The sequence below is a fragment of the Litchfieldia salsa genome, assembly GCF_900104555.1.
Taxonomy (GTDB): Bacteria; Bacillota; Bacilli; order Bacillales; family Bacillaceae_L; genus Litchfieldia; species Litchfieldia salsa.
On the sequence record NZ_FNJU01000003.1, the window covers coordinates 277,749 to 292,435 of the forward strand.

Here is a 14,687-nt window from a genome sequence, read left to right on the forward strand (position 1 = left end):
CGTCTAATTATCAAATTGGTGCTTAATCTGATCTTCATGCCGATAAGTACAACGCTCTTGTCATGCATCAGTAACTTTAAGACTTTCCGCACAATGTTTCTTCTGAATGTATTATGCATCATTACTGTTTAAACTCAACATGACCTAATAATATCAGGAGTAACAAAGTATAGTTTTGCTTCTTCAACCTCTTCACCAGTGATTTTTTTCCAAACATTTTTATAAAGTCCAATTTGTTTCCGATAATAGTTTGTAAGTTCAGGGATGTCTTCTATATCTTTTGGTCGGTCAGTTTTATAGTCTACGATTTTCCATTTTCCATTGACCTTATAGACAAGATCAATGATTCCTGAAAGAAAAATCGTATTTGCTATCGTTCGAGGTTCAAGTTGGGTATATAATTCCTCCCCTTTCTTAATAGGTATTGAGAAAGGAACTTCCGTTAAAACATTTTCAGCTTCTTGAATTTCTTTCCAGATCTCTGTTTGTTGGAGTTGTTGAATTAGAGATTTAACCTCATTTTCTCTATCGATTGACAATCCATGCTTTTGTAAAATATACATAATGTCATGACCGGAAAGTGGCGTTCGAATAAACTTTTCGAATACTTCATGAATAACAAGGCCCCAATCTTTTCCTCCACCCTTTTCACGTTCAATTTCTAGTGTGTATATTTCTTCTTTATCGTCTGTAGGAGTCATTTTTTCGAATGAAGGCAATGAGCTAATTTCAATCCAATCTGTTAGTTTACCAGTTTCATTTTGATATTCTTCGTGCGTGATTGTATCAATGATTTGAGGTTTTTCGACTAACTCAATCTCTTCTAAAACTATTTCTTCAATATATTTCAAGCCATCAATAAGAATGCTCCATGGATTGTTCGTATTTTTCTTTTGACAACTACTAATAATCATAGCTTTTTCTGCTCGTGTAGCAGCAACATAAAGTATTCGGAGTTCCTCTTGAAGTAGGTATGCCTCTTCTTCATCTTTATAAAGCTCCCATTCAATGGGTTCTGCAATCGTTTTTGATGAGAAACCATTCTTTTTTACAAATTTGAAGTATCCTTGAGATGTCTTATCTTCTCTCCTAATGTGAGTTAAGATGCGTTCACTGATGTCGGTCTTCTTACCAGGATGTGCTAAAAAAACAATCGGTGCTTCTAAGCCTTTTGCTTTATGAACATTTAAAATTTGTACAGAATTAGCATCTTCATCAAGATTGAGGACCTTCGTTTTCTCTTTAATTATTTTAGAAAGAAATGTAACAATTTCATGATACAATGTCGTTCCTTCGTTTTCTTTCCTACGACTTGCTTCAATTAACTGTAAAAATTGAGTATACTCTCTTTTTCCATATCCAAGTGTTAGTAATAAAGGGTAAAAACCAATATCTTCTGTAATCTTGACAATGGCTACAACTGGTGAATACGTTCCTACCCATTTTGAATACATTCTAAGTTTACTTAATGCGTTTTGTACTGGATTCGTAACAGGTTCATCTACTTCTTTTATCTTAGCTCCATATATCGAAAAAGTGCCTCCTCCTCGCTTCCATTGAAACAACTCTTCATCATTTATTCCAAACCAAACACTCCTAAGGGTAGCGACTGTAGCGAGTGAGTCGGTTGAATCCAGAAAGGTTTTTAACAATAGGAGCAATTCATTAAAAGGTTGAGTGGCACCAATGTGCATCTCACCACTTACACTAACAGGAATACCTGCTGCTTCTAATGTCCGGGCATATACATCAATTCCATCATTATATCGAGTTAGAATCATAAATTCCTTCGGTTCATAGCCTGTATGTAACAGTTTCTTAAGATACAATGTGATATTTTCAGCGTCTTTTTCGAGAATCATTTTTTGATTTTTAGTAAACTCCGCTTGGACCATAAGAACTTTAATCCCTGAAACTCCTTCTTCTTGCTCCTCATGATAGGAGTTCAACGGACGATATGCAGCTTGATACCTCGTCTCGACCTCAGGCAACTGAAAACGAAATACATCATTTAATTGAGTTGTAATCGTGTCAACTGTTCGAAAGTTCATCGTAAGTTGAAGGACATCCCCTCCATAGTTCTTAATTAACTCTTTCACTTTATTGTAAATATCAATATCAGCTCGGCGAAACCGATATATCGCTTGTTTAGGATCACCTACAACAAATAATGAACCAGGTCTTGGCTTACATTTGCTCCAATCTTCTTCACTTACATCATCACTTGTTAAATAAAACATCATCTCTGCTTGGATTGGGTCTGTATCTTGATATTCATCCACTAAAAGAAAACGATATTTTTCTTGAAAATAGGAACGTACTTCAGGGTTAAACCTCAATAAATGAGTGGTGTTAATTAATAAGTCTTGAAAATTGAGTAATGAACGTTGCTGTTTGATCCCTTCATAAACACCTAATGCGCCTTGTGAAAATTCAATGATAATTGGATGACAAAATTGACGCCAATTCATTAATAAAGGTAAAATTCGACCTTCGAAAAAGTCCTGAATTCTTGCTTGGTAATCCTTACTATCCTCTTTCGTAGTCCACTTTTTCTGTGTAATGTTATAAGCAGATTTCTTATCAAATAATTCAAAAACGGAAATTCGTAGTGGATCATTTAGTTGTAACAGACGATCCATTCGTATTGCTTCTCTTATACACTTCTGTAGGTTATCAGGACCATTCTCTATTTCTTCTGGAATACAACGGTTTGCTTCCTTAAGTAAATTGATAAATGCTTGGTATGTGTCTGTAAGCTCTGGTTTGGAAGTATAGGTCTTAGCCCATTCGACATCAGGATAGGATTTCAGCATCTGAAACCGATCCAACAAGATATGATCGTCGATACCAAGCTCTCTTAATGTATGTAACCTTTTAACATCTAGTGTCTGAAGTGTTGCAAGATATCTATGCCAAGCTTCTATTGCAATTAGTCTATCATCTTCCTCCTCAAGCTCTTTAAAGGAAATATCTAGCTTTGCTTCAACTGGTCGTTCACGTAATAAACGAGCACAAAAGGAATGAACCGTTCCGAGAAAGCACTGCTCCATATTTTGGATAGCAAATTCAAGTCGTTCTTTTACCTCGAAATTTTTTTCGCTTTTCCAGGTTTTCTCAAGTTCATTTTGAAAGCGAGTCTTTAATTCATCTGCTGCCTTCCTTGTAAAGGTTATCGCAACAATTTCTTCGATTTGACATGTTCCCGTATATATTAAATTAACCATTCGATCCACTAAACTTGATGTCTTACCCGAGCCTGCTCCAGCTTCGACTAGAAAGTTTTGATTTAAACAATGTTTAATTTTATCTCGTGCTTCTTGATCAACCACTCTTTTAGTCATAAGCTCTTACCCCCTTAAAGCTTCGCACACCAATTGAGTCTATATCTTGATGTTTGATGTCCACTTGATCTTTGTCATAGGTAGAACGTCTGCAAACGTCTTTTAACTGACAATATTTACAATCATTTTCGTCGTCTGTCATTGTAAAATGTCCATGTTCAATCACAGTTAATAGATTTTCAAGAATGTTTCGTCCGTTTGTCCGAATCGACTCTAATTGCTTTCGTTCATATGCTCGTCCTAAACCTTTTTTCGTTGGGAATAGATAAGAGCTTTTTTGAACAGCTCCCTCATTCAATGATAAGTGATTTTCAATTGCTAATGTATACAATAGATGTTGTAGTTGTCTACCACCTCTAAAGGCAATATTGCCGTCGTATCCCCATGTACTCCCTGTCTTATAATCTATTATATGATAGGTTCCATCAGGTTGTAGATCTACACGGTCTATTTTCCCTGATACATGAAACGTTCCTGATGGTAAAGTAATAATTGCTGGTTCAATCCCATCTACACCAAAAGAATATTCAAAATACTTAGGAGAACCATGGATGCTGTTCTCTTCTTCTAGTTTCAGAAACGTTTCACAAGATTCCAAGACCTCTGTAATTTCCTGTAATTCTACATTTTCGCTTGGTGGTGGTAAGATTTCTTTAATTTTAGCAAGACTATTCTGAGCAACTTCCACAATTAGAGAATGATGGTTTTCAAAAGATGGTTTTTCATTAAGTTCTTGTAACTTACGGTAAAATAATTCGAAAACCTCATGTAATAAGGTTCCTCTTGCTACAGGGTCTAACCATCTTTCTTGTGTATAAACTGTGTCCTCAATCGGCTTAATATTTAGGACTACCTGTAGAAAGTACGAATATGGGCAAGTTGCTAACATTTCTAATTTCCCTGCAGAAATCGTTGTATTTTTGTTTAATCTTGGATCAAACTTACTTGTATTACTTATTATTTTTCCATCATAAACAGTAAATGAATCACTCTGCCTTGCTTCATCTGCTATTAGTCCCCGACAAATGTGTTCAAATTGACTTAATAATGGTTGTTCTAATTGGTTAAGAGTAGCTGAATTCAATTTATCTGCCCACCAATCCCTTGAATGGATAATGCTCTCTTCAATTACGGGTATTGATTGTTTTAAGTCTTTAAAATTTGCACTTTTATTACCTGATTGAAGACGATAGCTCTGTAAAAACAAATGTGCTGGGCTCGTTGCGCGGTTTTCATTTACATCAAATTGACAATAGCTTAAAGTAACATTCCTGCTTGATGAAGCTAAAACTTGAAGCATTTTATACAATCGGGTTTTGGACTTTTCTTGTAAGAGTGGTATACATCGTCCTAAACGCTTTCGTTCTATATCCAATAGCAAAGGATTTTCTCCACTTCCCCCAGGAAAACGTTGATTGTCTAGACCAACAATAAACACATGATCTCTAGAAATATATAACCCATTTTCAAATGAGCAAAAATGTAGATAGCCTGGCTTTGGTTTCGAAGCACCTATTTTAAGTTGTAATACTAGTTCTTCTAGTCGTTCAATCCCCTCTTGAACGGTAAGGCTTTCATTCACATATGGCAGGATATTGTCTATTGTATCAATTAAACTTTCCTTCGCAGCAAGATCGTAGCTAGAAGAAACCTTACTATAGTTTCGTATCATATCTTGTAATCCAAGTAAAAGTGTTTCATAAGTGATGCTACTTTGCATGCTGATAGGTGGTAATTTTTCAAAAACAGTTTGATACCAATGGGATAACCAAGAAAGATGTTCTCGAAGTTCTCTAAGATATAATCGTTTTTGTTGATCTTCAACATGCTTTAATTTCGTTTCAACACTTTTAATTTCGTTTTGGAAGATCATCTTATAACGAGTTGCATCCCAGCCAATATTTGCTTTTCTTAATAATGTTATCCATGTTGAATTTGAAGGGCCATCACCTTCTATATTCAACAGTCCTTCTTGTAGAATATTCACAAATACAGTCACACTGTAGGCACTTTTGATCCACTTGAGTAGACCTGTCATAAGTTTGCCAGGTTTAGTAAACTGAATAGGTATTCCTTCATTAAAAGTGACAGGGAAATTCTGCTCTTCAGAGAGATGATACATAGTCGTAATATATGGGTTGCTCTGACTATAGTAAACGGCACAATGATCAAAAGGAAGTTGTTTCTTTGCAATTCGTTTTAGGACTTCTTTTAATTCATGCTCTTCTGTTTTCGTGGTAAATAGACTCAAATTTCCTTTGATATTTTCTGAAGCATCTAGGTGATAGAGATAGCTATGTGGTGTTGGTTCACCCTCTATGATCATTGAGTATTTTGAACTTTGAGGTTTTACCACACCATATACGGGTGTTAATGGTAAATGAACAATATAGTCTGATATGATCTTACCTATGAATTGCTCTTCTAAGTGGCTAAGATTTAGATTACTCTGCAATAAAAAAATACAATCTAATTTCGTCCCTACTTTGAGGGCTTCTTGATAAAGATTACAGTTATCTTTAAGGTTTTTTACTTTTAATGTTTCTTCATAGCTTTTAAGAATATGTATAATGTCTTGTCCTTTTTCAGTTATGACAAATTGACGATCATTTATGGTATTACTTGTATAACCAGCAAGACGTAGTTCTTGGATTACCTCATACATACCATGACTTAGGTTCGGAGTGATTTCGAGATTATGAAAATAACGAAGGCTGTTATTAAACTTAAGCTGTTTTAACAGTGAATAGACAAGATGTGAACCAATTGCAGTGTTACAAAAATCATCATTTGTATGAATAAATCCCAGTGCTAAATCGCGCACCGTTTTCACCTTCAAGTTAACAGCATTGTAACCTTCCTTCATATAGTGTGAAATGATTTGTTCTCCTATTGAATAAGAATCAACAACGAGGATCTTCTCGTTTAATAAGTTCGTTTGACAAGTTTGATGTAACGCTTTAATCAATAATTCCATGTTCGTTTAGTCACTCCTCGATACAATAATCTTCATACTCTTGTCTTACCTTCATTATAATTCTACTTTAACCTTAAGGGAATAATAGGAAATCTAATAGTTGATAATTGAATGAAAAATGGATAACACTAGTAACTAAATTGAAAAGAAAGTAGGTACCTGCATGGATACAATTGATCCAAAAGATGTAAAGCCTGGAGATGAAGTGTATGTAATCTATAATAACCCTCATACCCCGACCGTTTCCAACATTATGTCGGCAGAAATAGTGCAGCACCCTAAGGATCCAAACAAATCTGCACTATTTTTACATGAAACATTTCATACGATTGAGGATGATGATGCATTTTTTTCTTCGGAGGAGTCGGCAGAGCGGGCTTATAGTGAGATGTATGATAGAGAAGATTTTTATCACTAAGCAGAAATAATCCGCATTTCCATAAATTAAAATTTGTTTGCCCCGATCTTGCATTCTTTCTATATCGGGGCATTATTAGATACAATCACTTTACTTATGTCTTTTCTCCATCACGGCCTCGCATATTTCGTTATACATAATATCGACACCTTTTTCAGAAGCTTCAAAACTGTATGCATTGTCTATTTCTATTCCAAGGTTGTCAGCTTCTTTCGCAACATCAATATTGGCTCCCATGAAGATAAACTCCCAGTTGTATTTCTCTTGCTGATGTTTAATCAGTTCTTTTACTTTTTGATAAGTAAATTCTTTACTAGAATTCTCCTCGCCGTCAGTAGTGATCACAAAGATTATTTTCCCGGGTCTATCCTGTTCAATAGTCCTAGCTAGTCTATTTCCCACTTCTAAGATGGTTTTTCCGACTGAATCAAGAAGTGCAGTACAGCCTCGTACATAGTATTCCTTGTTAGTTAGCTTTACATTTCTTGCATTCACACCATTCCATAGTACCTCATAGTCATCATCAAATAGAACAGTTGTAAGCAACGTTTCCCCTTCTAACTTGCTCTGATTATTTACAAAAGAATTAAATCCACCAATTGTATCTCTTTCAAGCCCACTCATAGAACCGCTTCGATCAAGTAAAAAAATAATTTCTGTAATATTCTTATTCATAATGTTCATTCCCCTCTAATGATTATTGTTCATGTTATAATAGTAGCAATTTAAACCCATGTAATGGTCGCCTTTAAAGCGACATTTATTAGGAGGGAATTTTATGATTGATCAAAAGATATTAGATGAGATACAGGAATACATCAATCTACATCTAAACATTGTTGAATTAGAAGAAATAAAGTATACGGAATCTTTAGAGCGGTATGTTCTGGAAGACATCCGTTTTCAAAATGAGTTGGAGGAATTTATAAATACGAATCGTCAGCCCACTCTTAAAGAGTTATTGTTTAGCTTCATTGATCAAAAAGGGGCCACTGATCCAGAAATTTATAAAAAAGCTGGGATTGACCGAAAACATTTCTCAAAAATAAGAACAAGTGAAAACTACTCCCCTCGAAAAAACACAGTCATTTCTCTTGCCTTAGCACTTGAACTGAACCAAACAGAAACCGAACTACTTTTAAGTTCTGCAGGATATTCCTTATCGGAAAGTGATACAACAGATTTAGTGATCAAGTTTTGTATTGATAAAGGGATCTATGGTCTTCAAGACATTAATGAAGCGTTAGAGTATTTTAGCTTGCAACCGTTAGGTAATGTTCTTTAATTGGTAGGGAGCCAAGTAATCCTTAACAAGTTTTGATTTATGATGTACTATTATTTCGAGTATGGAAGGAGTGTGAGTATGGGAATTGCAAAAAAACAGATAGCATCTGAGGAAATTCCAGAACAACAAACGATGTACAAAATTCTATTTATGATTGGATTTGTGCATTTACTTAACGACTCAATTCAGGCTGTTGTTCCTGCTATGTTCCCAATATTGGAACAGTCAATGGGTCTTTCTTTTACACAATTAGGTTTGATTGCTTTTGCACTTAATTTAACGGCGTCCATCATTCAACCAATGATAGGTGTATATACCGATAAAAAGCCATCACCTTACGCTTTACCAATAGGTCTTTGTTTCACATTTGTAGGTGTAATTGGTTTAGCACTTGCTCCTTCCTTTTGGATGATCATTCTTTCTGTCATTCTTATTGGATTAGGCTCTGCAACTTTTCATCCTGAGGGTTCACGTGTAGCCTATATGGCTTCAGCATCTGGTGGGAAAAGAGGACTTGCTCAATCAATTTTTCAGGTTGGTGGGAATACAGGCCAAGCGTTGGCTCCACTTATTACTGCATTAATTTTAGTGCCCTTTGGTCAATTCGGGGCTATTTGGTTTGCAATTGTTGCAGCTTTGGCTGTAGCCATACTGATGTATATTGCACGTTGGTATGCTGAGCAAATAAGGATATATGCTACTCTAAAAAATACGAAAAACAAAAAAATTGAAAAAACCGAAGTACACTTACCTAACCATGAAAAAAAGAAAATTGTTTTTTATTCGATTTGTCTCCTAATTTTTTTAGTTTTTGCTAGATCTTGGTTTCACGCTGGAATTACTAACTTTTTCGCTTTTTATGTTATTGATAAATTTAATCTAACAATCTCGCAAGCACAGGTTTATATTTTTATATTTTTAGCTGCGGGTGCGATCGGTACCTTTGCAGGGGGGCCGCTTGCAGATAGATTTGGAAAAAGAAATATGATTTTCTTCTCGATGTTAGGTTCAGCACCTTTGGCTTTACTTTTGCCATATTCAGGTCCTGTTACTTCATATTTGCTTATCTCTGTAATAGGCTTTATTATTTTATCTAGTTTTTCCGTTACCGTTGTTTATGCCCAGGAACTAGTACCAGGAAAAATCGGGACCGTTTCTGGACTAATCGTTGGCTTAGCATTTGGAATGGGTGCAGTAGGTTCGATTGCAATTGGGTGGATTGCTGATTTAATTGGCCTTCCAAGCACGATGCTTATAATTGCTTCTATCCCCTTAATAGGAATATTAACGATGTTCTTACCATCAGACCAACGATTAAAGGAAATTAATCAATAATTACTTAGAGAAACTGGCTGCCTGTTGAGCCAGTTTTTTGTTGGTTAAAACTCTTCCTATAAGTCTACCTCTTCTAATGTAAAGAAATTGTAATACTATGTTTTACTTTTTTTTCATAGAAATAGAGGTATAAAGAAGTTGTCCAAATACTTGACTAATTAGGAGGATTAATATTTATGAAAAAAATAATATTATTGTTTACGTTACTTGCTTCTTTTTTCTTTGCTGAGCATGCTTTTGCTTATACGGTTGAAAAAGGTGATACGATGTCAAAAATAGCTAAAGAAACTGGATTAACCTTAGAAGAGTTGGCACAGGCTAACCCACAAGTAAAGAATCTTGACCTGATTTACGTTGGTCAACAGATAAATACCGATAAATCCATTGATCATTCTGAACCAATTGTAAATACTGCAAGCTCTAACACTGTAAGTGTGCCGAATGAAGAAAATGCTAGTTTTTCTGCAAATGAACTAGATTTATTGGCTAGAATTGTACGAGCTGAAGCCCAATCAGAGCCATTTGAGGGAAAAGTTGCAGTGGCCGCGGTTGTTTTGAATAGAGTAGAAAGTGATTTATTTCCTAATTCGATCAAAGAAGTTATTTATCAGCCACGCCAATTTCAACCAGTTTCAAATGGCCAGATTAATAAACCTGCTGACGAGGAATCTATTAGGGCAGTACATGCAGCTTTAACCGATATGAGATCTATTGCTCAAGGTTCATTATTCTTTTACAACCCTACAATTGCAACGAGTCGTTGGCTAGATTCTAGAGCAACAGCTGTCGTTATAGGACAACATGTTTTTAAATATTAATTTAGATTTACTTCCATTGCCATATAAAGAACGAACGCCTATCACCAGACCTCTTACTATATTACTAGAGTGAATGACAGGCGTAAGACATCATTTAAGTTAGGTACTATTCACAAAACGTTTAATTATCATTTACTTCCAATTTCTTATACGGTTGTATTCATCCATTGTAATCGAAAGAACAGTTCCGTGTTTGAAGCGGTAAGGAAAGTTGAACCTTTCATCTGAACGGATAAAGCGGCCGCTATCTATATTATCTGCGATAAAGGGAACATAACCCTGACCTTCCCCTTCTACACCGTAAAAGTCCAACATGAGGCACCATTTGCCGTTACTGAGTTTAAAAGCTGTAGGCGCTTCATAGGCATGATGACCAAGCTTTTCCATTTCTTTATCAAAATCATGAATTCTAGTAAATTCACCTGTAAGTGTTTTTCCTTTTTCTAAAATAATTCCAGCTGGATTCTTTTCACTTTTTAAGAAGCGATAATAGATACCTTTTTCTTCGTATATGGCAGAATCGATGATACCACTATCATCCTTCCTGCATAAAATCTTTGCTTGAGAAAAGTTCTTAAAATCCTTTGTTCTAGTATTAAAAATGGCTTTATTCCCGTAATTATTTGAGGCGTGGGAAGATGACCAATGAATAACATAATCTTCATGTTTATGGTCGTAAATGATATCTGGAGCCCATAGACAACCGTAATCTTCATCACCTAATTCAATCAATCTTTGTTCAGACCAATTAACAAGATCGTCCGATTCCCAAATTGAAAGACATTTACTCCCTTCTCTCCCAATATTCTCCCAATCCCCTTTATACTTTGTATTAAAGCTATTGGCAAGACTTAAATCTGTTGCAAGAATAAAGAATTTCCCATCAAGTGTTCTAATAATAGTATGATCTCTTACCCCTTTCTCCCCTATTTCACTCCAGAGAACGGGTTGTCCTCCATTCACCTCTTCCCAGTTAAATCCATCAGTGCTAAGTGCAAAATATACTTGCTCCCCATCAGGCGTTTTTTTCTCTTTAAAGTGCACAAATAAATACGCTTCCATTTTAGAATTCCTCCTAGAATTTGATAGCAATCGATATATAGAAAATCATATCATTTTATTAAGTAAATAGGTATAATCTTGAAATTTTTTAAGTATGTCTTTTGTTTGTAGATTTTCAATTGATTCGTTAAACTAATACTATAACTTTTCAGGGAAAGTGGTGGGACTTGTGAAACCTAGTGAAATAGAACATAAAATTGCAGAGCTAAAAATGGAGTATATAAGAATACAGGATGATATGGAAAGATTAGAGTCTCTTGGATATTCAATCGAGAAGCAAGAAGAAAAATTATTGACTATTGAGAAAGATCTTAAATATTATCGGACTTTAAAATAAACTCTTTCATCCAATTTAAAGAGGCTTCCCCCTCAAGTGTTTTACATTCTTTTGGGGTAGCCTCTTTTCCTATAAATGTAGCAGGGATATCTATTTTTATATTCCGTCTACTACTTCTTTCAAGATTTCATAAGAACGTTTCTGTTTCTCAGGATCGTAAATATACGAAACCGCCATAATTTCATTGACGTTATATTTCTCCTGGAAATTAGTTAATTGTTCTCTGATAGAGTTTTTCCCCCCTAATAAAGTTACACTGGACATTGAAGTCGCTATTTGTTTCTCTGATGGACTCCATATATGGTCTATATTCTCAACTGGAGGCTTTAACTTCGTTTGTGTTCCTCGAACAACATTTAGGAAGAATTGTTTCATGGTTGTAGCTTCAAATGTAGCTTCTTCATCGCTTTCTGCTGCTATCACGTTTAAGCAAACCATCATATAAGGTGAATCCAAGTATTCCGACGGCTGGAATCGATTACGGTAAATGGAAATTGCTTCTTCCATATGCGTAGGTGCAAAATGTGAAGCAAAAACGTAAGGCAAACCTAATTTTGCAGCCAAGTAAGCAGAATCTGTCGATGAACCAAGTATATAAATAGGAATATTCGTTCCAACACCAGGATATGCTTTTACCTTTCCTTGTTTAGTGTCAGGACCAAAGTAATTAAGTAACGAAACAACATCTTCAGGAAAAGTATAAACAGAATCATGTTGTGATCTTCTTAAAGCACTTGCTGTTAGCATATCTGTTCCAGGAGCTCTTCCTAGACCTAAATCTAGTCGGTCTGGATAGATGGTTGCCATCGTTCCAAATTGTTCAGCAACCACTAGAGGTGCATGGTTAGGTAACATAACTCCCCCAGAACCAACTCTAATCTTGTTTGTATGTTCCAAAGTATGTTTTATTAAAATTGAAGTTGCTGAACTAACAAGTGTAGGTGTATTATGATGCTCAGCAATCCAGTATCTTGAGTAACCCATTTTTTCTGTCGCTTGCGCTAAATCTATCATAGAATCAATGGCATCTTTAGGTCCTTCTCCATCTCGAATTGGAGCAAGGTTTAATACTGAAACGGGTATGTGTATTGTAGACATTTACACTGTCCTTTCTTGTTAGTGGATTGATTACATAGTACCAATTTCATTAAGAAAAACAAACTATAATGCTTAGCATAATAATGTGAGGTTTATTTCAAAACTAAAAATCATCTATAACTATTCACAATGAAAAGGCTTTACTGTGGCAAAATAGTGAATTTGTAATGGGGTTTCTTTTTTTTTACACTTAAAAAGTTATAATGAAGTATCGTTTTTTATAAGAAATTGGAGGTAACGAAGGTGGAATTTATGAATGAGATTCTTCAAGAGCCACTAGTCTTATTATTTGTGATCTTATTTATAGGATCATGGCTCGGTCACACAAAGATTAAGGGTCTTAGTCTTGGTTCAGCGGGTATTCTACTTGTAGCTATGACATTTGGTCATTTTGGTTATCAAGTATCATCAATTGTACAGAATTTCGGTCTAAGTTTGTTTATTGTAGCAGTGGGATTACAAGCTGGACCTCGTTTTTTTCGAATGATTCGATCTAATGGAATTGTGTTTGGAATTATAGCTGTAATCATTGTATTAGTAGCTGCTATAACAACAATCATTGTTTCGAAGGTTTTTCACCTATCACCAGCCTTAAGTATTGGTATTATGACAGGAGCTTTAACAAGTACACCTGGTCTTGCTGCAGCACTTCAAGCAACAAACGACCCTTTGGCATCAGTTGGGTATGGTATTGCATACCCATTTGGAGTGTTAGCAGTTGTGCTTTTTGTCCAATTATTACCTAGGATTCTTAAAGTAGATTTAGAAAAAGATTTACAACGTACAAATAATCCTGTGAGAAATGATCGATCTCCCGAGGTCATGACAATTGAAGTAACTAACCCCTCAATTAATAAACGAACTCTGAAAGAACTTAAGTTTCAAAAAATAAACTCTGTAGTCATTAGCCGTGTTATACGTGGAAACCGAAACATTATCGCCTTAAATGATACTGTGATCTTAAATGGTGATCGGCTGGTGACAGTAGGTGTTCGGTCAGAACTAGAAGCCTTCTGTAATCATGTTGGTGTCAAAGTAACAACCGCACTTGAAAACGTTGATCATATTAAAGTCCGTAGAGTAATTGTTGATTCAGAAGATACAATTGGTAAAACCTTAAGGGAATTAAATCTGAGACGAGATTATGGGGTGACAGTTACACGAATTGAACGTAGTGGATTAGAGTATAGCCAAAATTCAAGAATGCGTTTAGAAAGAGGTGACGTCCTATCTATTGTAAGTAGTGAGGACAGATTAAACGATGTAGAGAAACTTTTTACAAGAAAAACACTAACCGTAACGAATGTTCATATATTCTCGTTAAGCATCATTCTTTTAGTTGGTATTTTGGTAGGAATGATTCCCATTCATTTACCCGGATTAGGTATAATTACCTTAGGTGTTGCAGGAGGACCTTTATTTGTAGCCCTAATAATTGGTCACTTTGGTAAATTAGGTCCGATTCAAGCACGCTATTATCAACCTTCAAATCAAGTAATTCGTGATATTGGGCTTGCTTTGTTTCTAGCGGGTGCAGGAACAACAGCTGGTCAGGGTATAGTAGAAGTCATTCAAACAGAGGGTTTAAGTTTGTTAGTTGGAGGTGCGCTCATCACGATTCTGCCTATGGTTGTTGGTTTTCTTCTTGCTAGAAAACTCTTCCGCTTAAGCATTGTTCATTCATTAGGCGCCCTCTGCGGTGGAATGACAAGCACACCAGGATTAGGTTCTGTTAACCAACTTATAGACTCTGAAGATCCTGCAATTGCTTATGCAGCAGCATATCCCTTTGCACTTATTTTAGTTGCTATTACATCACAGCTACTTATCTTTTTCCTATAGAACGACTATTAAGAACATACTTTTGATGAAAAAGAGTGGGTATATTCTCCCCTCCTTACATAATATTAATTAATATTGGTATATAATAGATTATCTTGCTTTATTTAGAATAACATCCTAAATATGCTATAATCATATAAGTAATTATCTATTATCCTTTAAGGAGGTACC

11 protein-coding genes are annotated in these 14,687 nt (G+C 35.4%); 6 read left to right on the top strand and 5 right to left on the bottom strand.

The annotated features are described in order from the left end of the window. Nucleotides 1-134 precede the first annotated feature (134 nt). Together BLQ56_RS08355 and BLQ56_RS08360 are read right to left on the bottom strand one after the other, a co-directional pair. Complete coding sequence (locus BLQ56_RS08355) at nt 135-3,344, bottom strand: UvrD-helicase domain-containing protein (protein WP_090852200.1); 3,210 nt, start codon at nt 3,342-3,344, stop codon at nt 135-137. Beyond that, nucleotides 3,337-6,321 carry a PD-(D/E)XK nuclease family protein gene (locus tag BLQ56_RS08360; protein ID WP_090852202.1) on the bottom strand — a complete coding sequence of 995 codons (2,985 nt, stop codon included), beginning with the start codon at nt 6,319-6,321 and terminating at the stop codon, nt 3,337-3,339. The genes BLQ56_RS08355 and BLQ56_RS08360 overlap by 8 nt, the downstream gene beginning before the upstream one ends. A gap of 163 nt (nt 6,322-6,484) precedes the next feature. Between BLQ56_RS08360 and BLQ56_RS08365 the strand changes: the two genes are divergently transcribed. Next, nucleotides 6,485-6,739, top strand: coding sequence for a transcriptional regulator SplA domain-containing protein (locus tag BLQ56_RS08365; RefSeq protein ID WP_090852205.1), 255 nt, complete (start codon nt 6,485-6,487; stop codon nt 6,737-6,739). 90 nt (nt 6,740-6,829) lie between these two features. On the opposite strand, the gene BLQ56_RS08370 is transcribed toward BLQ56_RS08365, so the two are convergent. Continuing rightward, nucleotides 6,830-7,414, bottom strand: coding sequence for a vWA domain-containing protein (locus BLQ56_RS08370; RefSeq protein ID WP_090852208.1), 585 nt, complete (start codon nt 7,412-7,414; stop codon nt 6,830-6,832). Nucleotides 7,415-7,517: 103 nt separating this feature from the next. Here BLQ56_RS08370 and BLQ56_RS08375 point away from each other — a divergent pair, with 103 nt between their 5' ends. From BLQ56_RS08375 to BLQ56_RS08385, 3 genes are all read left to right on the top strand, one after another. Further along, entirely contained in the window at nt 7,518-8,024 is a 507-nt protein-coding gene (locus tag BLQ56_RS08375) for a hypothetical protein (protein ID WP_090852212.1), read from the top strand. 78 nt (nt 8,025-8,102) lie between these two features. Next, nucleotides 8,103-9,359 carry an MFS transporter gene (locus tag BLQ56_RS08380; protein WP_090852215.1) on the top strand — a complete coding sequence of 419 codons (1,257 nt, stop codon included), beginning with the start codon at nt 8,103-8,105 and terminating at the stop codon, nt 9,357-9,359. Between the two features lie 176 nt (nt 9,360-9,535). After that, nucleotides 9,536-10,177, top strand: coding sequence for a cell wall hydrolase (locus BLQ56_RS08385; protein ID WP_090852217.1), 642 nt, complete (start codon nt 9,536-9,538; stop codon nt 10,175-10,177). A 132-nt stretch (nt 10,178-10,309) separates the two neighbouring features. Here BLQ56_RS08385 and BLQ56_RS08390 read toward each other — a convergent pair whose 3' ends face one another. Further along, nucleotides 10,310-11,239 (bottom strand): glycoside hydrolase family 43 protein, encoded by a 930-nt coding sequence (locus tag BLQ56_RS08390; protein WP_090852219.1) that lies wholly within the window; start codon nt 11,237-11,239, stop codon nt 10,310-10,312. A gap of 169 nt (nt 11,240-11,408) precedes the next feature. Between BLQ56_RS08390 and BLQ56_RS23420 the strand changes: the two genes are divergently transcribed. After that, nucleotides 11,409-11,576, top strand: coding sequence for an SE1832 family protein (locus BLQ56_RS23420; RefSeq protein ID WP_175490236.1), 168 nt, complete (start codon nt 11,409-11,411; stop codon nt 11,574-11,576). A gap of 96 nt (nt 11,577-11,672) precedes the next feature. Here BLQ56_RS23420 and BLQ56_RS08395 read toward each other — a convergent pair whose 3' ends face one another. Further along, entirely contained in the window at nt 11,673-12,674 is a 1,002-nt protein-coding gene (locus BLQ56_RS08395; RefSeq protein WP_090852221.1) for an LLM class flavin-dependent oxidoreductase, read from the bottom strand. A gap of 252 nt (nt 12,675-12,926) precedes the next feature. Between BLQ56_RS08395 and BLQ56_RS08400 the strand changes: the two genes are divergently transcribed. Continuing rightward, nucleotides 12,927-14,516 (top strand): aspartate:alanine exchanger family transporter, encoded by a 1,590-nt coding sequence (locus BLQ56_RS08400; protein WP_090852949.1) that lies wholly within the window; start codon nt 12,927-12,929, stop codon nt 14,514-14,516. The last annotated feature ends 171 nt before the right edge of the window (nt 14,517-14,687 follow it).